Source organism: Serratia sp. L9, from assembly GCF_050632285.1.
In the GTDB taxonomy this organism is placed as follows: domain Bacteria; phylum Pseudomonadota; class Gammaproteobacteria; order Enterobacterales; family Enterobacteriaceae; genus Chania.
The window spans coordinates 1115232-1138394 of record NZ_CP192591.1; the positions used below are offsets into that span (position 1 = coordinate 1115232).

Annotated in this window: 17 protein-coding genes and 3 pseudogenes; 14 read left to right on the forward strand and 6 right to left on the reverse strand. The window is 51.1% G+C overall.

The window, feature by feature from the left end; genetic code table 11:
* Positions 1 to 235 precede the first annotated feature (235 nt).
* From ACQ86O_RS05220 to ACQ86O_RS05245, 6 genes and pseudogenes are all read left to right on the forward strand, one after another.
* Positions 236 to 841 carry a helix-turn-helix transcriptional regulator gene (locus tag ACQ86O_RS05220; RefSeq protein WP_431224393.1) on the forward strand — a complete coding sequence of 202 codons (606 nt, stop codon included), beginning with the start codon at positions 236 to 238 and terminating at the stop codon, positions 839 to 841.
* Positions 838 to 1805 (forward strand): annotated as a pseudogene (locus tag ACQ86O_RS05225) (threonine/serine dehydratase). The gene ACQ86O_RS05220 and the pseudogene ACQ86O_RS05225 overlap by 4 nt, the downstream one beginning before the upstream one ends.
* Positions 1792 to 2733 carry an ornithine cyclodeaminase family protein gene (locus tag ACQ86O_RS05230; RefSeq protein ID WP_431224394.1) on the forward strand — a complete coding sequence of 314 codons (942 nt, stop codon included), beginning with the start codon at positions 1792 to 1794 and terminating at the stop codon, positions 2731 to 2733. Before ACQ86O_RS05225 ends, ACQ86O_RS05230 begins: the two are co-directional and overlap by 14 nt.
* 358 nt (positions 2734 to 3091) lie before the next feature.
* On the forward strand, positions 3092 to 4360 hold the full coding sequence (locus tag ACQ86O_RS05235; protein WP_431224395.1) for a serine dehydratase subunit alpha family protein: 1269 nt from the start codon (positions 3092 to 3094) through the stop codon (positions 4358 to 4360).
* Positions 4361 to 4441: 81 nt separating this feature from the next.
* On the forward strand, positions 4442 to 5602 hold the full coding sequence (locus tag ACQ86O_RS05240) for a trans-sulfuration enzyme family protein (RefSeq protein WP_431224396.1): 1161 nt from the start codon (positions 4442 to 4444) through the stop codon (positions 5600 to 5602).
* Positions 5603 to 5618: 16 nt separating this feature from the next.
* Positions 5619 to 7028 (forward strand): Na+/H+ antiporter NhaC family protein, encoded by a 1410-nt coding sequence (locus ACQ86O_RS05245; RefSeq protein ID WP_431224397.1) that lies wholly within the window; start codon positions 5619 to 5621, stop codon positions 7026 to 7028.
* A 112-nt stretch (positions 7029 to 7140) separates the two neighbouring features.
* On the opposite strand, the gene yidA is transcribed toward ACQ86O_RS05245, so the two are convergent.
* The 5 genes from yidA to dnaA form a co-directional block, all read right to left on the reverse strand.
* Positions 7141 to 7956: a sugar-phosphatase gene (gene yidA, locus ACQ86O_RS05250; RefSeq protein ID WP_431224398.1), complete on the reverse strand. Its 816-nt coding sequence runs from the start codon at positions 7954 to 7956 to the stop codon at positions 7141 to 7143.
* A gap of 125 nt (positions 7957 to 8081) precedes the next feature.
* Complete coding sequence (gene gyrB / locus ACQ86O_RS05255; RefSeq protein WP_431224399.1) at positions 8082 to 10496, reverse strand: DNA topoisomerase (ATP-hydrolyzing) subunit B; 2415 nt, start codon at positions 10494 to 10496, stop codon at positions 8082 to 8084.
* An 18-nt stretch (positions 10497 to 10514) separates the two neighbouring features.
* Complete coding sequence (gene recF, locus ACQ86O_RS05260) at positions 10515 to 11600, reverse strand: DNA replication/repair protein RecF (RefSeq protein ID WP_431224400.1); 1086 nt, start codon at positions 11598 to 11600, stop codon at positions 10515 to 10517.
* A 155-nt stretch (positions 11601 to 11755) separates the two neighbouring features.
* Positions 11756 to 12856, reverse strand: coding sequence for a DNA polymerase III subunit beta (gene dnaN / locus ACQ86O_RS05265; RefSeq protein WP_431224401.1), 1101 nt, complete (start codon positions 12854 to 12856; stop codon positions 11756 to 11758).
* Between the two features lie 5 nt (positions 12857 to 12861).
* Positions 12862 to 14265 carry a chromosomal replication initiator protein DnaA gene (dnaA, locus tag ACQ86O_RS05270; protein WP_431224402.1) on the reverse strand — a complete coding sequence of 468 codons (1404 nt, stop codon included), beginning with the start codon at positions 14263 to 14265 and terminating at the stop codon, positions 12862 to 12864.
* A gap of 681 nt (positions 14266 to 14946) precedes the next feature.
* On the opposite strand from dnaA, the gene rpmH reads away from it, so the two are divergent.
* From rpmH to ACQ86O_RS05310, 8 genes and pseudogenes are all read left to right on the forward strand, one after another.
* Positions 14947 to 15087 (forward strand): 50S ribosomal protein L34, encoded by a 141-nt coding sequence (gene rpmH / locus ACQ86O_RS05275; RefSeq protein ID WP_004093983.1) that lies wholly within the window; start codon positions 14947 to 14949, stop codon positions 15085 to 15087.
* An 18-nt stretch (positions 15088 to 15105) separates the two neighbouring features.
* The gene (rnpA, locus tag ACQ86O_RS05280) at positions 15106 to 15465 is read left to right on the forward strand and encodes a ribonuclease P protein component (protein ID WP_431224403.1); all 360 of its coding nucleotides are present in this window, start codon (positions 15106 to 15108) and stop codon (positions 15463 to 15465) included.
* Positions 15429 to 15686 carry a membrane protein insertion efficiency factor YidD gene (yidD, locus tag ACQ86O_RS05285; protein ID WP_431224404.1) on the forward strand — a complete coding sequence of 86 codons (258 nt, stop codon included), beginning with the start codon at positions 15429 to 15431 and terminating at the stop codon, positions 15684 to 15686. Before rnpA ends, yidD begins: the two co-directional genes overlap by 37 nt.
* A 2-nt stretch (positions 15687 to 15688) precedes the next feature.
* Complete coding sequence (gene yidC / locus ACQ86O_RS05290) at positions 15689 to 17365, forward strand: membrane protein insertase YidC (protein WP_431224405.1); 1677 nt, start codon at positions 15689 to 15691, stop codon at positions 17363 to 17365.
* 58 nt (positions 17366 to 17423) lie between these two features.
* Positions 17424 to 18787 (forward strand): annotated as a pseudogene (mnmE, locus tag ACQ86O_RS05295) (tRNA uridine-5-carboxymethylaminomethyl(34) synthesis GTPase MnmE).
* Between the two features lie 259 nt (positions 18788 to 19046).
* Positions 19047 to 19778, forward strand: a complete 732-nt coding sequence (locus tag ACQ86O_RS05300; protein ID WP_431224406.1) for a 4'-phosphopantetheinyl transferase family protein — start codon at positions 19047 to 19049, stop codon at positions 19776 to 19778.
* A gap of 174 nt (positions 19779 to 19952) precedes the next feature.
* Positions 19953 to 20518 (forward strand): annotated as a pseudogene (locus ACQ86O_RS05305) (NADPH-dependent FMN reductase).
* A gap of 96 nt (positions 20519 to 20614) precedes the next feature.
* Positions 20615 to 21670, forward strand: a complete 1056-nt coding sequence (locus ACQ86O_RS05310; protein WP_431224407.1) for a hypothetical protein — start codon at positions 20615 to 20617, stop codon at positions 21668 to 21670.
* Between the two features lie 37 nt (positions 21671 to 21707).
* Here ACQ86O_RS05310 and ACQ86O_RS05315 read toward each other — a convergent pair whose 3' ends face one another.
* Positions 21708 to 23045, reverse strand: coding sequence for an NCS2 family permease (locus tag ACQ86O_RS05315; RefSeq protein ID WP_431224408.1), 1338 nt, complete (start codon positions 23043 to 23045; stop codon positions 21708 to 21710).
* Positions 23046 to 23163: the final 118 nt, after the last annotated feature.

Genomic DNA, 23163 nt, shown 5'->3' on the forward strand with positions numbered 1-23163 from the left:
TCGTTCGCCATGTCGGGATAACAACTTCACTTTACCTCGCGTCTTATCGTGGCGTCTCAGGGTTGCAGCACAATCTTTATCTGTTCATCTTTAAACCTGTCACGATTGTAGTTCTATTTTAAATTTTTGTACTACAATCTAGATCACAAAACAGGCAATGACTATTTTGGTCGATAAGGTTTACAAATTAGAATAAATAGTACAAAGTGGATTTTTATGTCTAGAAAGCTAATCTATGCTCACCCGCTATCACGCCATCGCCGATGCCATTGCGCTGCTGTTTGCGCCCTACGCTGAAATCGCTATTCACGATCTCGCCAGCCAGACGCTGGTTTATATTGCCAACAACCGTTCACAGCGTGAGTTAGGTGAAGATTCCAATCTGAACGATCTGCAGGATGACTATGATTCGCAGGTTATCGGCCCATACCTGAAGCGTAATTGGGATGGCAGCCAACTGCGTTCAATCAGCGCGGTGTTGCGCGACGACCAGGGAAACCCCATTGGCCTGATGTGCATCAATCTGGATATTTCCGTGTTGGAGAGTGCCAGAACGGCGCTGGAGCTGTTCCTGGCGGGTAACGTTTTACAACCACAACCCGAAGTGCTGTTTCAGGATGACTGGCAGGAGCGCATCAATACTTTTATCCACCAATGGTTACAGCAGCACCAGCAAACCCTGGGCACACTCAACGTTGCTGGCCGTCGGGTATTGGTAGAGGCGCTGTATCACGAAGGGGCGTTTAAAGGAAAGAACGCGGCGGGCTATGTGGCAAAAATCCTCGGTATTGGCCGCGCAACGGTCTACAACTATCTGAAAAATATAAAGGAGCCTGTATGAGTAAGCTATTTGATGAGATCGTTTCCGCCCACCAGGAATTACGCCCGCAGGTGCGCGTTACCCCTTTGGAACACAGCGTGCTGCTTTCCCAGCAATTAGGCTGCGATTTGTACCTGAAATGTGACCATCTGCAGCATACCGGCTCCTTTAAATTCCGTGGAGCAAGCAACAAACTGCGCCTGCTGAGTCATCGACAACGCCAGCAAGGGGTGATTGCTGCCTCCACCGGCAACCATGGCCAAGCGGTAGCGCTTGCAGGCAAGTTGATGGGCGTCAACGTCACTGTCTATGCCCCAGAAAGTGCGGCAGCCATTAAGCTGGACACCATTCGCGCTCTGGGGGAACCGTCAATTTGGTGCCAGGCGATGCGTTGAATGCCGAATTAGCCGGCGAAAAAGCCGCCCGCGAGCAGCATAAAACCTATATCTCCCCGTATAACGACGCCGAAGTGGTGGCTGGCCAAGGCACCTGCGGCATGGAAATGGTGGAACAACAACCAGAGCTGGACGCGGTCTTCATTGCCGTGGGGGGCGGCGGGTATATTGCCGGTATTGGCACCGTATTGAAGCAACTGTCGCCGAAAACGCAGATTATTGCCTGCTGGCCGGAGAATGCCACCAGCATGTACAGCGCACTGGAAGCCGGGCATATCCACCAGATAGAAGAGCAGGAAACACTATCTGATGGTACGGCGGGCGGCGTTGAGCCCGGCGCTATCACCTTCCCGATTTGCCAGCAGGTGATCGACCGTAAAGTGCGGGTCAGCGAAGATGAAATCAAACGGGCCATGCGCCTGATCGCCGCCAGCGACCGCTGGATTATCGAAGGCGCCGCCGGGGTGGCATTGGCTGCCGCCTGCAAGCTGGCCCCAGAGCTTCAGGGTAAGAAAGTTGCCGTGGTTCTTTGCGGGAAAAACATCGTGCTGGAAAAGTACCTGAAGGCCGTCAGCCATGAAAATCATTGATAAGGAGCAAATTCTTGCTGTTTTTGATGCTGAGCGCATCACCGAGCTGCTGAAAACCGGGTTTATCGCCTATTCGGCGCACCAGGTACAGATGCCGCCGGTGCAGCATTTCCTGTTTAACGCGGCCGAGGGTGACTGCTGTATTAAATCGGCGTGGCTGGAAGGGGACGACCAGTTTGTCTTGAAGGTATCCACCGGTTTTTATCGCAACCCAGAACAAGGCTTGCCAAGTAACCAAGGGCTGATGATGGCCTTCTCAGCGCTAACGGGTGAACCACAGGCACTTTTGATGGATGAAGGTTGGCTAACGGCGTTACGTACCGCACTGGCCGGGCGGATTGCTGCCGAACTTTGCGCGCCGAACAAGGTAGAAGCCATCGGTATTGTCGGCACCGGCATGCAGGCGATACTGCAGTTACAACAGCTGAAAGCGGTGACCGATTGCCGTGAGGTCTGGGTTTGGGGCCGCCATCCGCAACACCTTGCAGATTTTTGCCGGGAAGCCGAAGCGGCTGGTTTTCAGGTTCACACCACGCAGAATACCGCCGAGCTGGCAGCATACTGCAACCTGATCGTGACCACCACGCCAAGCCGTGAACCGCTCTTGCAGGCACAAGACATCCGCCCCGGCACCCATATCACGGCGGTAGGGGCAGACGCGACAGGAAAGCAGGAGTTGGCCACGGCATTAGTGGCCAAAGCGGATGCTATCTTGGTGGACGCTTTCAGGCAATGTAGCGAATATGGTGAGATTGCAACGGCCTACCGGCAAAATTTGCTGGCATCGGTGCCAATAGTCGAATTTGGCGCAATCCTGGCCAGCGGTGGAAACGTGCGTAAGGAAGAGAACCAGATCACCTTGGCTGACCTGACCGGATTGGCGATCCAGGATGTGCAGATTGTGAAGGGGATCCTGGCTGGGCTGTAGATAACCCAAGAACCTAAGCCCCAGAAGCTTACTCAGGTAAGCAACTGGGGTTACAAATCTGGCTGAAACAGATTTCAACACTACAGTTTCATAATATAGGGTGAGTAGCGCAGCGTTGAGAAAATTATTCTCTTTATCTTTTTGTGATTAGTATCTCGTTTATGATTGAAAAAATCAAAATACTGATTTCAACTCATTGTAATTATTTGATTTTTTATATTTAATTTCAATTTTTAATGTTTGCATAAAGAGAAAAAAATTCTCCATAAAACGCAAAGTAAAAGAAAAAATGAAAAGTATTTCTCTCTGCAAAGTAATAATATTAAAAAATAAACAAACCAAAATATAAATAATAAAAATGCAAAAAATTACTCACCCTCAATTTCTAGATTGGTTGAAAAAAGAAGTAAGAATTTCATTGGGTTGCACTGAACCAATCGCCATCGCCTTCGCAGCTGCGGTGGCAGCAAAATATATCAAGGATCCTATATTAAAAATAACCGGGCAAATATCTGAGAATCTTTATAAAAATGCGATGGGTGTAACCATACCCGGAACATCCTATTGCGGTGTGAATCTGGCCGGGGCTATTGGTGGTAATTCCGATGCGGGTCTGGAGGTCCTGAAGGGAATTACGGCTGCGCAAATTGCTGAAGCCTATGCGCTTAATGAATCTGGCAAAGTACATTTAGATGCCGTGGAAGCGGATAATTTTATCTTTATCGATCTTACTCTCTATAGCCTTAATAACCGGTGCAGAGTTATTATCCAGGAAAATCATACCAACGTCACAGATATTTATGTGAATAATATCAAGCAAACACTCAAGGGAGAATGGGTTAGAGAGAGTGATGATAATCTATTACCCCATTTCTCTCTCAAAGAGGCCTCCGATTTTGTTAATCACGTACCGATTGATGACATCGCTTTTATACTGAAAAGCGCAGAAGTGAATACGGCATTGTCTGATGAAGGCCAAAGAAAAAACTATGGTTTAAACGTTAATGGCGCGCTGTCGCAGGCCAGAAAAAACGGTTTTATCAGCACAGATTTACTGAGCCAAATGCTGATCAATACCACCGCCGCTTCAGATGCCCGCATGGGCGGGGCACCTTTACCCGCCATGTCGAATTATGGTTCTGGCAATCAGGGGATTACCGTGACGATGCCGGTAGTGACGCTCGCCAGGCATCTTGATACTGATGACGAAACTCTGACCCGGGCACTCGCATTAGCCCATCTGGTAGCCATTTCAATCCACGCGCGTTACTCCCGTTTGTCCGCACTCTGTGCAGTCTCTACGGCAGCTATGGGGGCAGCAGCAGGCATGAGTTGGCTACTGACCCGGGATGACCAGACCATTTCCTATGCTATTAGTAATATGATCAGTGATATCAGCGGCATCATTTGTGATGGGGCATCAAATAGTTGTGCCATGAAAGTTTCTACCGCGACAGCCTGTGCCTTTAAATCCGTGTTGATGGCTCAACAAAATAGTACAGCAGGAGAACGTGACGGGATTGTATCCAGCAACGTCGAGAACTCTATCAATAATTTATGTCAGCTGGCGTTATCTCCAATGAGAAAAACTGATAAAGAAATCATCAGCATAATGACGCTTAAATAAATATGCCATTTTAACCGTTACACCAGAATTCATTATTAATAATGATGAATTACAGGTAATCAACATTTAAAAGGGAAAATCATGAAGAAAGAAAAATCAATCGCCACGCTGGTGATCCATGCCGGAAATCAAGTTGACCGTAGCAATAATGCTATCTTTCCACCGATTACTACTGCCAGTTCCTTCATTCAGCCCAACCTGGGAGAAGAAGGCGAGTTTTGTTATTCCAGATGCAGCAACCCGACAAGATATGCCTACGAAACAGCTCTGGCAGAATTGGAAGGTGGGATCTATGCCACAGCAACAGCCTCAGGTATGGCTGCAACGGCATTAATAATGGAATTACTGCCCAAAAACTCCCACGTATTGGTGATGAAGGGAGTTTATGGCGGTACCTATCGGTTGTTCGAAAGATTGCGAACACAGACATCAGGCGCCACATTCAGCTATGTCGATTTGAACGATCTTGAGGCCGTAAATAGCCATATTCAGGAAAATACCCGACTGATATGGATTGAAACCCCGACTAACCCACTTTTAGAGCTGGTCGATATTGAGGCGGTATGCCAGGTGGCAAAAAGCCGGGGTATCATGACCTGTGTGGATAACACCTTTGCCAGCGCCTGGAATCAACGGCCTCTCACCCTTGGCGCCGATCTAGTCATGCTTTCTACCAGCAAATATATTGGTGGGCATTCTGATTTGATTGGTGGGGCGGTGGTAACGCATGACCAGGATATCGCGGAACGGCTCGATTTTTGTAAAACCACCGTCGGGGCCATAGCCTCTCCATTTGACGCCTATCTCGCGTTACGCGGTATGAAAACCCTTGATGTACGTATGGAACGCCAGTGCAGTAATGCTTTAAAAATCGCCAGTTTTTTAGAGCAGCATCCAAAAGTGCTTGAGGTACATTATCCCGGGTTACCTACCCATCCCCAATATCAGCTATGCAAAAAACAAATGCGCTCTGGTGGTGCGGTAGTCAGCATCCGGCTAAAAGGAGATATCTCCGAGGTTAAAACCTTTATTGCACACCTGAATTATTTTGTTTTAGCAGAATCCCTGGGGGGCGTAGAAAGCATGATTAACCATTCTGCATCCATGTCTCACGGCTCGATGTCTAAAGAAGAGCGAGAAAAAATAGGAGTATTCGATACAACACTTCGCCTTTCAATAGGGATTGAAGATATCAATGATTTAATCGATGACGCAAAGCAGGCCCTTTCCTTTTTACAATAATTAAGAGGGTAATAACATGCATGATTATGGTGTATGGACCATCATAACGCCAATGGTAACTATTTGTTTGGCGATTTTTACTCGACAGGTAATACTTTCATTGCTCATGGGGATAGTGGTCGGATTTACGGTGATTAATGGCCACAATATTTTTCATGGTTTAAGTGGCACATTAAATGGAATTATTGATACCTTCTCTTCTTCAGGAAATACTCGCACCATTATTTTTATGGTGATGATTGGCGGGATCATGCGTTTGATTGTCGTCACTGGCGGCGTAAGAAGTTTAGTGCGATTTTTAACAGAAAAAACCCAGTTTGTGACTAACAAAAAAGCAGTACAACTGCTGGCAATGGTCATTACATCCATTATTTTCATAGAAAGCTCAATTAACCAGCTCATTGCCGGTGCCTCAACCAAGGATTTAGCAAAAAGATACGGCCTGTCACCCGAGAAAATGTCGTACATAATACAGACATCCTGTGTATCAGTCTGCTCATCAGCCATGATTAACGGTTGGGGGGCGGCCATGATGGGTGTCATCGGCGTTCAAATAGCGAAGGGTTATATCGAAGGCCAGCCATTTGGAATTCTTGCCAGTTCTATGGTGTGGAACCTGATGGCATGGTTTTCATTAGCGTCAGTGCTCTTTTATATTTTCTCTGGCGCATCTTGGGGGCCAATGAAGAAAGCCGAGGTGAACTTCTCCAGCAGACAGCATCTCGATGTAGAGCAAGTCGCAGACGAGGTTATTGACCATCCGGCCTGTAATTCACTGTTAAACTTCCTTATTCCTATCCTTTCAACGGTGCTGGCCGTACCCGCCGCGCTTTATATAACAGGAGATGGCGATTTCACCAAAGGCAGTGGCTCGATGTCAGTTTATAGCGCCGTTATGTTTGGCACCGCCGTTTCTTTTTTATGGTTCTGGGGCCGCAGAATTATGAATATAGAATCATTCTTTAAAGAACTATATATCGGCTATGCCAGCATGGTTAAAATCAGTTCCATCATGGTTCTGGCATTTTTAATGGGTGACGTTTCGGCTGAGCTGAACACTGGGCAATATATTGCCACGATCACTTCCGGAGTCATCTCACCAGGGTTCTCTATTGGATTTATATTTATTATCAGTGCGGTCATGTCGTTAGCGACAGGAACGTCATGGGGCACTTTTGCCATTATGATCCCCATAGGCGTACAGCTGGGCGTCTCTGTTGGAATACCGGTGGAATATATGATCGGTGCAGCCATTGCGGGTTCTATTTTTGGGGATATGACATCACCGATATCCGGGGATGCCATTGTGGCTTCGATGGCAACGGATTGCGATCATATTGAGCATATTCGAACACAGATGCCTTATGCCATTGCCACCGCCAGCATTGTACTGGCGATCTATCTCTATCTGGGGTTTACCGTTTAACAGGATAACTCAGCGCACTTTGCTCCCCATAGCCCTTCAAGCTGCTGCGGTGCCGGCAGCAGCTTGAAGGGCGAGCGCTCCCCACAAAAAAGAGCACTCAGACAGCACAACATCAAGCGTTCAGTACAAACTTCTCTATCGCGCGCGCTACGCCGTCTTCCATGTTGGTCGTGGTCACAAACTGGGCAATCGCTTTCAGCTCTGGGATGGCATTACCCATTGCCACGCCCACTCCGGCGTACTCAATCATCGCAATATCGTTACCCTGGTCACCCAGAGCCATGATATTTTCCTGCTGGATACCCAGGTGATCGGCCAACATTTTTACCCCGGCGCCTTTATCAACCCGCTTGTGCAGGATCTCCAGATAATAGGGGGCGCTTTTCATAATGGTGTAACGATCCAGTGCTTCCGCCGGCAGGCGAGCAATCGCACTGTCCAGCAACGCAGGTTCATCAATCATCATTACCTTCGGGAAACGGATTGAGCGATCCATTTCTTCCACGCTACGGTATTTCAACGGAATACCGGTCATCTCTGACTCATGGACGGTATATTTACCAATGTCTTTATTGGGCGTGTATAGGGTATCGAAGTCAAAAGCCTGATAATGAACGCCAAACTCTCGCGCCAGCTGTTCAAAATAGAGGTAATCCTCAAAACCGAGCGTTTCTTGCAAAATGCAGGTACCGTCCGCCGCTTTCAGCACCAACGCACCGTTGTAGGTGATGCAGTAATCGCCGCTGCCCTGAATATCCAACTGACGCAGATAGTCCTGCACGCCGACATAAGGCCGCCCGGTGGCCAGCACCACATGTACCCCTTGGTTGCGCGCGGCAGTAAGAGCCTGCTTCACCGCTGGTGTAATCTGGTGCTGCGGGTTGAGCAGCGTACCATCCATATCAATTGCAATCAGTTCAATAGCCATTCGAGCCTCTCCCAAAGGTTTTTCCTCATGCTAACGCGTTTCAGCCTGGCATGTTAGCGCAAAAACGGCATAAAAAAATCCGCGCGGGAAGACCGGCGCGGATTTTTAATTGCTCATTTAACGCGTTAGATATCGATGTTCGCCGCTTTCAAGGCGTTCTCTTCAATAAAGGCGCGACGGGGTTCAACCGCATCACCCATCAGGGTGGTGAACAGTTGATCGGCCGCAATAGCGTCTTTCACGGTCACACGCAGCATACGACGCTGCTCTGGATCCATGGTGGTTTCCCACAGCTGTTCCGGGTTCATTTCGCCCAGACCTTTATAACGCTGTACAGACAGGCCGCGACGAGACTCTTTCACCAGCCACTCTAGCGCCTGTTCGAAGCTGGCTACCGGCTGACGGCGCTCACCACGTTCGATGAAGGCATCTTCTTCGAGCAGGCCACGCAGACTTTCACCGAGCTGACAGATTTTGCGATATTCACCACCGCGAACAAAATCGAAGTCCAGTTCATAGTCGGTATCTACACCGTGCGTACGGATACGCAACACTGGCTCAAACATCTGACGCTCACGGTTTTCGTTGATCACGAAATCGTAGCTGCTGCCATGCTGTTCACTATCGTTCAGCAATTTCACCAGCGATTCAATCCAGGCTTTCACCTTGGCCTGATCGCTCAGATCGTCTTCGTGCAGGGTTGGCTGGTAGATCAGGTTATTCAGCAACGCACGCGGATAACGGCGCTCCATACGACCAATCAGTTTCTGTACGCTGTAGTGTTCAGCCACCAGCTTCTCCAGCGGTTCACCCGCCAACGGTGGTGCAACTTCATTGGTGTGCAGGGTAGCACCATCGAGAGCAATCGAGATCTGGTACTGATCCATTGCTTCATCGTCTTTGATGTACTGTTCCTGCTTGCCTTTTTTCACTTTATACAGCGGTGGTTGTGCAATAAACACGTGGCCACGTTCGATAATTTCCGGCATCTGACGATAGAAGAAAGTCAACAGCAGCGTACGGATATGCGAGCCATCGACGTCGGCATCGGTCATGATGATAATGCTGTGATAACGCAGTTTGTCCGGGTTGTATTCATCACGGCCAATACCACAGCCCAGCGCGGTGATCAGCGTGGCGACTTCCTGTGAAGACAGCATTTTGTCGAAACGCGCTTTCTCAACGTTGAGGATTTTACCTTTCAACGGCAATATCGCTTGGTTCTTACGGTTACGACCCTGCTTGGCAGAGCCGCCCGCAGAGTCACCTTCCACCAGGTACAGCTCAGACAGCGCCGGGTCACGTTCCTGGCAATCCGCCAGTTTGCCTGGCAGACCAGCCAAGTCCAACGCGCCTTTACGACGGGTCATTTCTCGCGCTTTACGCGCAGCTTCACGGGCACGAGCTGCATCAATAATTTTGCCGACGACGATTTTGGCGTCTGATGGGTTTTCCATCAGGTAATCCACCAGCTTCTCGTTCATCAGCGATTCCACCGCGGTTTTCACTTCAGAAGACACCAACTTGTCTTTGGTCTGTGAAGAGAACTTCGGATCCGGAACTTTCACCGAAACCACGGCAATCAGGCCTTCACGCGCATCGTCGCCGGTCGCGCTGATCTTGGACTTCTTGCTGTAGCCTTCTTTATCCATGTAGGTGTTCAGGGTACGGGTCATCGCGGCACGGAAACCGGCCAGGTGAGTCCCCCCATCACGCTGCGGGATGTTGTTGGTGAAACAGTAGATGTTTTCCTGGAAGCCATCGTTCCACTGCAGCGCCACTTCTACACCAATATCGTCTTTCACGGTAGAGAAGTAGAACACCGTTGGGTGGATTGGGGTTTTGTTCTTGTTCAGGTATTCAACAAACGCCTTGATACCACCTTCGTAGTGGAAGTGGTCTTCTTTGTCGTTACGTTTGTCTTTCAGACGAATGGATACGCCAGAGTTCAGGAACGACAGTTCACGCAGGCGCTTGGCCAGAATGTCGTACTCAAACTCGGTGTTATTGGTAAAGGTCTGGTAACTAGGCCAGAAGCGCACGCTGGTACCGGTCTGTTCGGTTTCACCTACGACTTTCAACGCGCCTTGCGGTTCGCCGTGCTTGTAGGTTTGCTCATGCACTTTACCTTCACGGCGGATCACCAGCTCAAGCTTCTCGGACAGCGCGTTAACAACTGAAACACCCACGCCGTGCAAGCCGCCGGAAACCTTATAGGAGTTGTCGTCAAACTTACCGCCGGCATGCAGAACGGTCATGATGACCTGCGCCGCAGACACCCCTTCCTCTTCGTGGATACCGGTTGGAATACCACGGCCATCATCCTGCACCGAAACGGAGTTATCGGCATGGATGGTCACCTGAATGACACTACAGTGGCCAGCGAGTGCTTCGTCGATAGCGTTGTCCACGACCTCGAATACCATGTGGTGCAGACCGGTGCCGTCATCAGTATCGCCGATATACATGCCCGGACGTTTACGCACCGCATCCAGCCCTTTTAATACCTTGATACTTGAGGAGTCATAAGAATTCGACATCAACGTTTCTCGCTCATTTTAGTCCTGTGGTTGAACCTCTATTTTACCTTGTTCCACGCGGAACATCCTGCCCTTTTCACCCATCATGTCGGTTACTTGTTCAGCGCTTACGGCGCTGACAAAAACCTGAGCCTGAGTGGCTTTCAGGCGATCGGCCAGTAACCGGCGACGGCCGGTGTCCAGCTCGGAGGCAAAATCATCAATCAGATACAGGCAACGCCGCCCGCTCTGGCGGGTGAGAAACTCACCCTGCGCCAAGCGCAATGCGCACATCAGCAGTTTAAGCTGACCACGCGATAACAAATCCTCTACCGGCGTACCTTCGGCACGGATACGGAAATCCGCTTTATGCGGCCCGAGCGCGGTATAGGTTAACGCCCTGTCGCGCTCAAACTGGCGCTCCAGCAATTCTCCGTAGTCGCTCTCTTTGTCCCAGCCACGCTGGAAAGAGAAACTCAGGGCAAATTCGGGCAAAAACTGCGCGCAGGTCGCGGTAATATCCGCGGCAATTGCGTCGCTGTAAGCTGCCCGCCACTCGCTGATACGCTCAGCCAACGGGATCAGTTCCTGATCCCAGGCGCGGATCTGCGCATAGCGATTGACCTGGCGCAGCGCGGCATTGCGCTGCTTCAGTAACCTTTTCAGGTTGCTCCAGGCGGTGAAGAAACCGGGTTCGTTGTGAAAACAACCCCAGTCCAGGAAAGCGCGCCGATATTTCGGCCCGCCATTTAGCAGGGTAAAACCTTCGGGGGTAATCAACTGCATAGGTAATAGCTGAGCAAGCTCTGCTACTTTATGGCCATCACTGCCATCAATACGCACTTTGCTGTCACCCTGACGGCTTTTGCTAAGCCCCACCGATAATTCGCGCTCTGCACCTTCGATTCGGCCATGCAGCACAAACTCCGGCCGATCGTGGCGGATCACTCTGCCAGCCTGCAGGCTGCGAAACGCACGCCCGTGGCCAAGGGTGTAAACCGCTTCCAGCACGCTGGTTTTTCCGCTGCCGTTTGGCCCCACCAGGAAGTTAAACCCCTGAGCAGGCGCCAGATCGGCATCTTCTATATTGCGAAAATCTTTAATCAGTAAACGCGTTAATGCCATGCTGTCGTTATCTTAATCATCGAACCATCCAGGGCGTTATCGTCGCAGGTCATTTGCGTGCGGCCAGCGCACAGCAACCGCAGCGTACTTAAAGTACGTGAGGATTGCGAGCACTGCCCAATCGCAAAGGGGCAAGTAAGATAGCCCGATAATTTTTACAGTCGCATTGGCATGACGACGTAGGCGGCAGACTTACTGGCGCCGTCCTCGATCTGCACGCTGGAGACCGAATCGGTCAGCAGCAGGCGTACATCTTCACACTTGAGCGCGTTCAGCACGTCCAGCACATAGCTGACATTAAAGCCAATCTCCATTTCGGTGCCGTCATAGCTGACATCGAGGATTTCTTCCGCCTCTTCCTGCTCTGGATTGTTGGCGGTGATCTTGAGCTGATTCTGGCTGACGTACAGGCGTACACCACGGAACTTCTCGTTCGACAAGATCGCCGCACGGGCAAAGGCCTGCTTGAGCAGATCGCAACCTGCTTCCAGCGTTTTATCCGGGTTCTTCGGCAATACGCGGCGATAATCCGGGAAACGGCCATCGACCAGCTTGGAGGTGAAGATAAAGTCACCCACATGCGCACGGATATTGTTGCTGCCAATCTGCACCCGCAGCGGGGTATCGCCACCGTCCAGCAGGCGTACCAACTCCATCACCCCTTTACGCGGCACGATCACCGAATGCGAAGGCAACGGCTGGCCGATAGGCATTGAACATACCGCCAGGCGGTGGCCGTCGGTGGCCACGGTGCGCAACTCTTCCCCTTCGGTTTCAAACAGCATACCGTTCAGGTAGTAGCGCACATCCTGATGTGCCATCGAGAACTGGGTAGCTTCAATCAGGCGCTTAAGCGTGGCCTGCGGCAAGGTAAACTCCACCTCGCTCTGCCAGTCATCCAGGTTAGGGAAATCTACTGCTGGCAAGGTGGAAAGCGAGAAACGGCTGCGGCCAGAGCGCACCAGCATTCGTTCGCTTTCCAGCTGCACGGCGATCTCCGCGCCTTCCGGCAGACCACGGCAGATATCAAAGAATTTACGTGCGGGGACGGTCGTCGCGCCCGCTTCATGCGGCTGGGACAAGGCGACACGAGCCACCATTTCCATCTCCAGATCGGTTCCTGTCAGCAGCAGGGAACCTTCCGTCACCTGCAACAGCAGGTTACCCAGAATGGGCAACGTCGGGCGGCCGCCCAGTGGGCTGCTCACCTGTTGCAGTGGTTTTAGCAGATGCTCACGTTCAACGATAAATTTCATATGCGCTATGACGACAATGTTCTGATTAAATTAGAGAAATCTTCTTTGATGTCGTGACTTTCCTCACGCAACTGCTCGATCTTCCGGCAGGCGTGCAACACCGTGGTATGGTCGCGGCCACCAAACGCATCGCCGATTTCTGGCAGGCTGTGGTTGGTGAGCTCTTTTGCCAATGCCATCGCCATCTGGCGCGGGCGGGCAACGGAGCGCGAACGCCGCTTGGACAGCAGATCCGCGATTTTGATTTTATAATACTCTGCCACCGTCTTCTGGATATTGTCGATGGTGACCAGCTTTTCCTGCAGCGCCAACAGATCCCGTAGCGCTTCACGCACGAAATCAATGGTAATGGCACGGCCAGTAAAGTTCGCGTTGGCGATCACGCGGTTCAATGCCCCTTCGAGCTCACGCACGTTGGAACGCAGACGCTTGGCAATAAAGAACGCCACTTCGCCTGGCAGACGGATATCGTTCTCGTCGGCCTTTTTCATCAGGATCGCTACGCGGGTTTCCAGCTCCGGTGGCTCGATCGCCACCGTCAGGCCCCAACCAAAACGGGATTTCAAACGATCTTCTACCCCGTTGATCTCTTTCGGGTAACGATCCGAAGTCAGGATGATCTGTTGATTGCCTTCCAATAGCGCGTTGAAGGTATGGAAGAACTCCTCCTGCGAACGCTCTTTGTTGGCAAAAAACTGAATGTCATCGATCAGCAACGCATCCACCGAACGGTAGTAGCGTTTGAATTCTTCAATGGCATTGTTCTGCAGCGCCTTGACCATGTCCTGTACAAAGCGCTCCGAATGCATGTAAACCACTTTTGCATTGGCTTTACGCGCCATGATGCCATTGCCCACCGCATGCAGCAGGTGAGTTTTACCCAGGCCTGTACCGCCATACAAGAACAGCGGGTTGTAGGCTCCCCCAGGATTATCCGCTACCTGCCGGGCCGCAGCGCGGGCCAACTGGTTGGATTTACCCTCAACGAAGTTATCGAAAGTATGCTTGGGGTTAACGTTAGAACGGTAGGAAAGCTCAGGCGGTGGCGCCGCGTTGTCCCAGCTTGGGCGAGACGGTGCAGCCGTACGTACCACCGGGGCTACCGGAGCGCTGTTGTTATGGTTGATACTGGCCATCACGGGCTGGCTGAGGGTTTGTGTCAGTGGTTTACTGCCCACTTCAAAACGCAACAGCGGCGCATCCGTACCGCAGAAGTCATTCAACAGGCCATTGATATTGTTTAAGTACTTATCGCGAACCCAATCCAGCACAAAACGGTTGGGTGCATACAGCGCCAGGGTATTGTCGCTCAGTTCCGCCTGCAATGGGCGTATCCACATACTAAATTCTGTGGCAGGTAACTCATCCTGCAATCGGGCAAGACACTGCTGCCAAAGCGAAAGTGACACGGCGGACTCCACTCGAACAAGATCAATAAAAAGAAAAGAATCAGGCTACTTTTTTATAACTCATGATTTTTGACACACGCCCGGCATCGGTTGAAAAACCGTAGAGCATGCGAACCGCCTTTCACGGTTTATGTCCCTGACGATCCCGGTTTTGGATCGCGATCGGAATGACGGATCATAGCGCAATCCGCGCAAGAGATCCTCCCCTTCATCACAGATTAGATCCATTTTATCCACAGCCATCGGTAAGCGACGATATTTTAATCATTATCCTGCCAGCACCGATGAGATCTGAGCCTGTAGCACGAGGTTTTTACACAAAAAGCAAGTTATACCTTGTTATCCACGGGGATCCTTGCATAAACCACCCAGGATCGCTCCGGGATCCTTGCGATTTGCCTGCGAGTCCGTATAATCTTCGCCCTACGTGTGATACCTGGTTCCTTAATGGTGCGTCAATAGCCAGACAGGATTCTGCGGTGACCACGGGCCAAAACCGGATTTTACTCCGTATTGGCAGACAACCAGGTAGGCTAGCGCGATGTGAATTGACTCAGGACTGTACAATTATTACAATCCCGCCTCTTTATGTATTGCGATTGAGGCGTCGGTCATTTTCACGCCGAGTAGCCAAACGCATTGACTTAGCAGTAATTCATTTAAGTTTAGGTAGAAATCGCTATGAAACGCACTTTCCAACCGTCCGTATTGAAGCGCAACCGTAGCCACGGTTTCCGTGCTCGTATGGCCACCAAGAATGGTCGTCAAGTTCTGGCCCGCCGTCGTGCGAAAGGCCGTACTCGTCTGACCGTTTCTAAGTAATAAAAGCTAACCCGCTGAGTGGTTAAGCTCGCTTTTCCTAGGGAGTTACGTTTGTTAACTCCCACTCATTTCACTTTCGTCTTCCAGCAGCCACAACGGGCTGGCACGCCGCAAATCACCATCCTCGGCCGCCTGAACCAGCTGGGGCATCCCCGCATCGGTCTTACTGTCGCCAAAAAACACGTCAAACGCGCGCATGAACGCAACCGGATCAAACGCTTAACCCGCGAAAGCTTCCGTTTACGTCAACACGAGTTACCGGCGATGGATTTTGTTGTGGTGGCTAAAAAAGGGATAGCGGAATTGGATAACCGTGCACTGACGGAAGCTTTGGAAAAATTATGGCGTCGCCACTGTCGCCAGGCTCCCGCATCCTGATCGGACTGGTACGGGCGTATCAGCTCGTGCTCAGTCCGCTGCTTGGGCCACGTTGTCGCTTCCAGCCGACATGTTCTCATTACGCAATTGAGGCATTACGCAGGTTTGGCATGTTAAAAGGCAGTTGGTTAACATTGAAACGCGTATTAAAATGCCACCCTTTGAACCCAGGTGGCGATGATCCCGTGCCGCCGAAAACCGACGATAACAGAGAACTCTAACGATGGATTCGCAACGCAATCTTCTCCTCATCGCTCTACTGTTCGTGTCTTTCATGATCTGGCAGGCCTGGCAAACGGACAATGCTCCGCAACCAGCCACCCAGACCACGCAACAGACATCGAACACCGCTACCGGTGATGCCGCAAGCCAGGCAGTGCCAGCCAGCGGCCAGGGTAAATTGATCACCGTTAACACTGATGTGCTTTCGTTGACCATCAACACCCGTGGTGGCGATATCGAGCAGGCTAAACTGTTGGCCTACCCGGATACTCTGGGTTCATCGACTCCATTCCAACTGCTGGAAACGACCCCGGCGTTTGTCTACCAGGCACAAAGTGGCTTGACTGGCAGAGACGGCCCGGATAACCCGGCAAACGGCGAACGCCCTCTGTTTGAAGCAGCGCAAGATACCTTCACGCTGGAAGATGGCCAGGATGAACTGCGTATTCCTCTGACCTTTACCGGTAAAGATGGCTCAGTCTTCACCAAGACCTTCGTGCTCAAGCGCAACCATTATGCTGTTGGTGTGGATTACTCCATCGTCAACAAAAGTGCTGCGCCGCTGGAGCTGATGTTGTTTGGTCAGTTGAAGCAGAACACCGAGTTGCCAAAGCACCGTGATACCGGCAGCAACAACTTTGCGCTGCACACCTTCCGTGGCGCGGCTTACTCTTCCAGCGAAGACAAATACCAGAAGTATGCGTTCGACAAGGATGAGAACCTGAATGTCACCACTCAAGGGGGCTGGGTTGCCATGCTGCAGCAGTATTTTGCAACAGCGTGGGTGCCAGAGACCAAAGGTGACAATACTTTCTATACCGCTAAGCCTGGCGATAATATGTCTGCCATCGGCTTCAAATCTACGCCGATCATCGTGCAGCCTGGTACCGAGCAGCAACTGAACGCCACCCTGTGGGTTGGCCCGGAACTGCAGGATCAGATGGCCAAACTGGCTCCGCATCTGGACCTGACCGTGGATTACGGCTGGCTGTGGTTCATTTCCCAACCGCTGTTCAAACTGCTGAAGTTCATTCACGGTTTCATCGGCAACTGGGGCTTCTCAATCATCATCATCACCTTTATCGTGCGTGGCATCATGTACCCGCTGACCAAAGCGCAGTACACCTCGATGGCCAAGATGCGTATGTTGCAGCCAAAGCTGCAGGCCATGCGTGAGCGTATCGGTGATGACAAGCAGCGTATGAGCCAGGAAATGATGGCGCTGTACAAAGCTGAGAAAGTGAACCCTCTGGGTGGCTGCTTGCCGTTGATCATCCAGATGCCTATCTTCCTGGCGTTGTACTACATGCTGATGGGCTCGGTTGAACTGCGTCATGCTCCGTTTATCTGGTGGATCCATGACCTGTCAGCGCAGGACCCGTACTACATCCTGCCAGTGCTGATGGGCGTGACCATGTACTTCATCCAGAAGATGTCACCAACCACCGTGACTGACCCGATGCAGCAGAAAATCATGACCTTCATGCCGGTGATCTTCACAGTGTTCTTCCTGTGGTTCCCGTCTGGTCTGGTTCTGTACTACATCGTCAGTAACCTGGTGACCATCATCCAGCAGCAGCTGATTTATCGCGGGCTGGAAAAACGTGGTCTGCACAGCCGCGACAAGAAAAAACATCATAAGCACTTGATAAGAAACCGCGAGCCGGGTTCCTATTAAAATGCCAAGGGCGGTCAGTTGACCGCCTTTTTGCATATTGTCAGAGAGATAAGCCGTTATGAATACCACCGATACCATCGCTGCTGTTGCCACTCCGCCCGGACGCGGCGGTGTCGGCATTCTGCGCATTTCAGGTCGTGGAGCAAAAGACGTCGCTCAGGCGGTACTTGGTAAACTGCCAAAACCGCGCTATGCCGATTACCTGCCATTCCGTGACGCCGAAGGCACCACGCTGGATCAAGGTATCGCTCTGTGGTTCCCCGGTCCTAATTCCTTTACCGGTGAGGACGTGCTGGAACTGCAAGGCCATGGTGGGCCGGTGATCCTCGATTTGCTACTCCAACGCGTGCTGGCGCTGCCAGACGTGCGTATTGCCCGCCCTGGCGAGTTCTCGGAGCGTGCCTTCCTCAATGACAAGCTGGATCTGGCCCAGGCAGAAGCCATTGCCGATCTGATCGATGCCAGTTCCGTGCAGGCAGCTCGCTCGGCAATGAACTCATTACAGGGGTTTTCTCCACCCGCATCCATCATCTTGTGGAAGCACTTACTCACTTGCGCATCTACGTAGAAGCGGCGATCGACTTCCCTGATGAAGAAATTGACTTCCTTTCCGATGGGAAGATTGAGGCGCAGCTTAATGGGGTCATGGCCGATCTGGACAATGTCCGTGCAGAAGCACGCCAGGGTAGCCTGCTGCGTGAAGGGATGAAAGTTGTGATTGCCGGGCGGCCAAACGCCGGGAAGTCCAGCCTGCTGAATGCCCTGGCAGGGCGGGACGCGGCCATTGTTACCGATATTGCCGGTACCACCCGCGACGTGCTGCGTGAACATATTCATATCGATGGCATGCCGCTGCACATAATCGATACCGCAGGCCTGCGTGAAGCCAGTGACGAAGTTGAGCGTATCGGTATCGAACGTGCATGGAACGAGATCGAACAGGCCGATCGTGTCCTGTTTATGGTTGATGGCACCACCACGGGCGCAACAGATCCCGCAGAGATCTGGCCAGATTTTATGGCACGCCTGCCTGGCACCCTGCCGATCACCGTGGTGCGTAACAAAGCCGATATCACCGGTGAAACCCTGGGCATAACCGAAGTAAATGGCCACTCACTTATTCGCCTTTCGGCGCGTACCGGTGAAGGGATTGAGCAGTTACGCGATCATCTGAAGCAGAGCATGGGTTTCACCAGCAATATGGAAGGCGGTTTTCTGGCTCGTCGCCGCCACTTGCAGGCTCTGGAACAAGCGGCGCAACATCTGGTTCAGGGAAAAGAACAGTTAGTGAGCGCTTACGCGGGGGAGTTGCTTGCCGAGGAATTGCGGCTGGCACAACAGGCATTGAGCGAAATCACCGGTGAGTTTACCTCTGATGACCTGCTTGGCCGTATCTTCTCCAGTTTTTGTATTGGTAAATAAGATTTTTTCAGCGCATCCCATCACCCGGGATGCGTTATTTTCAACTTAAAAAATATATTTATCAATTAGATAAACATAAATAATCATTTCATCTTTTTCTAAGTTCTGCTCCCAGATTAAGCCCCTAAGTAACCCCAACTTAATATATTTTAAAATCGAATAATTAAGACAAAACTCATGCTTTTTTTGATGAAAATTTCTTAGGTAATGCTTACTCTAGCACTCCAGTTTGTTATAAGCCGCGATCATGGAGTGAACAATGGCTTGTCATTTTATCCGATGGGATGCCACGACAGACAGTTTAAGAACCCACCGGCTATCCAGCGATGTGATTGAACAAACCTCGGGTTTCTCTGCCAAGCGCCGTCGGCGCTTTTTGCAGGGCCGCATCCTGCTGGCTGAAATGATGTTTTATCTGTATGGCATCCCTCAGCTTCCTGCTATCGCCACCACTCCAACCGGGCGCCCCTGCTTTGCCGATAGCCATTTACCCGACTTCAGCCTGGCGTATGCCGGGAATACCATCGGTGTTCTGCTAAGCCTGGAAGGCAAGGTTGGGCTGGATATAGAAGTGATGCGTGCCCGCGGCCAAAATCTGCTGCGTCAGTACCTCTCATCCACGGAGAATGCCTGGATCACTGCGCAGTATGATCGGTTGGAAGCGGAAACTCAGCTATGGAGTATCCGCCAGTCGGTGCTGAAACTCTCCGGTTTAAGTAACAGTGAGCAGGGATCGCTGCATCTGCACCCTTTTTCCGGCCATTTACGCTCTAGCATCGCACCCAATGTCCAGGTAATGAGCGATGCGGAAGAGTATCTCTGTTGGGCTTGCGCACATGAACCAGGCTTAAATCGTCTGATTTGCTGGCAGTATGACGAGAGTCAGGGATTACAAAAATGTCGTGAAATATCAAAGCAGAGCCTGCCGCCTTCCACACATTTTTTGAAGCTGACAACCTCACCACGGTGGCAAGCTAAAAGTACCGACTGAACATCTGTCCAGAGTGAAATCATCAAAAGAAAACTTTCTTTAAAACATTAATCCCTGTATGGAATTGTAAAAACAGATAAATACGCAGGATTAGCCTGTTATCTGATGAATATTTACCCTACTATCTGTCGATTGTTCTAAGCTGAATCTGTTCATTAGAAAGGGAGAGTCATCATGTCAGACCAAGCATTAAAAATCGTCACGTTATTGGGCAGCCTGCGTAAAGGCTCTTATAACGCCATGGTCGCCCGTTCATTACCTAAACTAGCCCCACACGGGGTAACCATCGAAGCACTTCCTTCCATTCGTAATATTCCACTGTACGACGCCGATCTGCAGCAAGAAGACGGTTTCCCCGCCGAAATAGAAGCTATAGCCGAACAGATCCGCCAGGCAGACGGCGTGATAATCGTTACGCCGGAATATAACTACTCGGTTCCTGGCGGCCTGAAAAATGCCATCGACTGGCTTTCTCGTTTACCGAACCAGCCTTTGGCCGGTAAGCCGGTAGCTATCCAGACCAGTTCCATGGGGCCGATTGGTGGCGCACGCTGCCAATATCACCTGCGTCAAATCCTGGTGTTCCTGGATGCGATGGTGATGAACAAACCTGAATTTATGGGGGAGTGATCCAGAACAAGGTCGATGAGCAAGCGGGGGAGCTGATAGAACAAGGCACACTGGACTTCCTCAGTGGTCAATTGTCTGCGTTCAGTGACTATATCCGCCGAGTGAATTAAAGCCGATTTCAGGCGCCTTGATACGAAAAACAGAGGGCGCCGATTTTTTTCCTAATATGATCTATAAATATTATTAATAAACAAAGCGTTAAAATTATGCATTTTTTTATTTTTACCATTTTAATGGTTTTTACCACCAGTTCTCTGCTTGCCGCAGAAATGCTTTACCCTGCCGGAGAGGAGCCGGTAGAACTCCCAATCCATAGCCCGCTGAATGCGCAATTACCGCGCTCGGTCTATAGCCAAGAGGATAAAAAGGCCGAGGCCATGTCGTTGTATCTGACGCTGATGCGCGAAGATGCGCGCAACGTATGGGCTCCCTTCCAACTGGCAGCCACTTCTGCAGAGCAAGGCCAGACTGAGCTGGCGGAGCGCTATCTGCAACTCAGTGCCAAACGCGGATTATGGTATTACTACAATCTGCTGGAGGATAATGCCTTCAACAGCATCCAGCAAAGTGACACTTACCGTTCGATCCTGGCAGAAACCAAAGTGCGTTATCAACTGCATGCTTCAAGGTTTGAAGGCAAACCCCTCTATGCGGTTCCTAATGGCACTCCCCCGGCCGGAGGTTGGCCGACCATCATCTACCTGCACGCTTATGGCAAAGCCGCCATCATCACGCCGGAAGACAGATTGCTGTTTGCTGAGGCGGGTGTTGCCTACATTGAGTTGAACGGTACCCAAATGCTGGCCGAGGACAGTTTCCGGTGGTCAAATTACAGTGAAGTAAGCACCCAAAGTGCCATTCAACGCACCCTGCAGAAATTAACGCCGCAGCTAAAGCTTAACCCTAATCAGGTCTACCTGACCGCTCGCGGGCAAGGGGCACTGCACGGGGCCAATCTGATGGCCAAATACCCGCAGTTTTACGCAGGCGCTCTGTTGATTGCCCCGCAGGGAGATATCAACAAGGCACAGCATTCCATGGCGGAAAACAAACGGATTATGATCGCCTATTACGATCGGCAAAACTTCAACGAACAGGCGTTAGCGCTCTATTTTGCCAACCTGTTCAATGACAAAAATCAGGTCGAGATAGAGCATTTTTCTCAGGGGGAGGATGAGATCGGAGGCTGGCAAGAGCGCTTTAACCGACCACTACGCTGGGTGATGGGTAAGGCGCCGGATGCATCGCCAGGTGCCAGATAGCAAAGGGGCGGTTCAAAATTGAACCGCCCCTTTTCAATTAATGCCCGTCAACAAACACGATTTTGAGTACAAATAGCAGCGCCACAACGATCACGCAGGGGCTGATTTCACGCCAGCGGCCAGTACCCAGCTTCATAACACAGTAAGAGATAAAGCCCAGGGCAATCCCTTCGGTGATAGAGAAACTGAATGGCATCATGGCGGCGGTAACAAAAGCAGGAACCGCTTCGGTCATGTCTTCCCACTTCACCCGCGCCAGGCTGGAGGTCATTAATACCCCTACGTAGATCAGCGCCCCGGCTGCGGCGTAGGCCGGAACCATACCTGCCAACGGCGACAAGAAGATAACCAGCAGGAACAGGATCCCTACCACTACGGCGGTCAGGCCGGTACGCCCACCAACAGCAACACCGGCGGTGCTTTCAATATAAGCCGTGACCGAAGAGGTGCCGATAAACGAACCGGTTACCGAACTGATACTGTCAACGTACAAGGCCTGCTTCATACGCGGGAACTTCCCGCTTTCATCCGTCAGGCCTGCTTTATCGGTCACCCCAATCAGCGTGCCCGAAGAGTCAAACAGGTTTACCAGCATAAAGGAGAAGATAATTCCTGCCAGGCCGATATTCAGCGCGCCAAAGATATCCACCTGACCCACAACGGAAGTCACATCCGGGGGCAGTGAGAATACGCCGCCATACTTCACATCGCCCAACGCCCAGCCGATAAGCGTGGTTACTACAATCGAAATCAATACCGCAGCATGAATATTGCGCGAAGCCAGTACCGCGATGATAAAGAAGCCCAATGCCCCCAACAGCACGCTGTGAGAAGTGAGGTTCCCTACCGCCACCAGCGTATCTGGATTAGCGACCACAATACCGGCATTTTTCAGCCCCATCATGGCGATAAACAGGCCGATACCGCTGGTGATCCCCACACGCAGGCTCAGCGGAATATTGGCAATCATCCAATAGCGGATACGGAAAACCGTCAGCAAAAGAAGGCCGACGGCTCCCCAGAAAATAGCCCCCATACCCACTTGCCAAGAAATGCCCATCGCACCAACCACCACAAACGCAAAGAACGCGTTCAGGCCCATCGCGGGTGCCAGAGCCACTGGCAAATTAGCCAGCAAGCCCATAAGAATACTGCCAAAAGCCGCAATCAGGCAGGTTGTTACAAACACCGCCTGAGTATCCATACCCGCTACGCCCAGGATCTGGGGGTTAACGAACACGATATATACCATGGTTAAAAAAGTGGTGATCCCGGCAATCGTTTCCGTACGCACCGTGGTTCCATGCTGCTTGAGTTTAAACACGCGCTCAAGCAAGCCTTGCTTTGCATCAAGGCTGATGTCTTGTTTGGTCATTATCAGAATTCCGAAGAGGGGAATGGACTTTCGCTGGCTATCCTATAACAAAAAGGCTGGGTTTTGGCCTCGCCCATCGCTTTTTTTCGCCATCTTTACGGCTAATATTTCCAACATT

Coding starts and splice junctions, on each gene's coding strand:
- ACQ86O_RS05220 (WP_431224393.1), top strand. CDS start 236: ATGCTCACCCGCTATCACGCCATCGCCGATGCCATTGCGCTGCTGTTT.
- ACQ86O_RS05230 (WP_431224394.1), top strand. CDS start 1,792: ATGAAAATCATTGATAAGGAGCAAATTCTTGCTGTTTTTGATGCTGAG.
- ACQ86O_RS05235 (WP_431224395.1), top strand. CDS start 3,092: ATGCAAAAAATTACTCACCCTCAATTTCTAGATTGGTTGAAAAAAGAA.
- ACQ86O_RS05240 (WP_431224396.1), top strand. CDS start 4,442: ATGAAGAAAGAAAAATCAATCGCCACGCTGGTGATCCATGCCGGAAAT.
- ACQ86O_RS05245 (WP_431224397.1), top strand. CDS start 5,619: ATGCATGATTATGGTGTATGGACCATCATAACGCCAATGGTAACTATT.
- yidA (WP_431224398.1), bottom strand. CDS start 7,956: ATGGCTATTGAACTGATTGCAATTGATATGGATGGTACGCTGCTCAAC.
- gyrB (WP_431224399.1), bottom strand. CDS start 10,496: ATGTCGAATTCTTATGACTCCTCAAGTATCAAGGTATTAAAAGGGCTG.
- recF (WP_431224400.1), bottom strand. CDS start 11,600: ATGGCATTAACGCGTTTACTGATTAAAGATTTTCGCAATATAGAAGAT.
- dnaN (WP_431224401.1), bottom strand. CDS start 12,856: ATGAAATTTATCGTTGAACGTGAGCATCTGCTAAAACCACTGCAACAG.
- rpmH (WP_004093983.1), top strand. CDS start 14,947: ATGAAACGCACTTTCCAACCGTCCGTATTGAAGCGCAACCGTAGCCAC.
- yidD (WP_431224404.1), top strand. CDS start 15,429: ATGGCGTCGCCACTGTCGCCAGGCTCCCGCATCCTGATCGGACTGGTA.
- yidC (WP_431224405.1), top strand. CDS start 15,689: ATGGATTCGCAACGCAATCTTCTCCTCATCGCTCTACTGTTCGTGTCT.
- ACQ86O_RS05300 (WP_431224406.1), top strand. CDS start 19,047: ATGGCTTGTCATTTTATCCGATGGGATGCCACGACAGACAGTTTAAGA.
- ACQ86O_RS05310 (WP_431224407.1), top strand. CDS start 20,615: ATGCATTTTTTTATTTTTACCATTTTAATGGTTTTTACCACCAGTTCT.
- ACQ86O_RS05315 (WP_431224408.1), bottom strand. CDS start 23,045: ATGACCAAACAAGACATCAGCCTTGATGCAAAGCAAGGCTTGCTTGAG.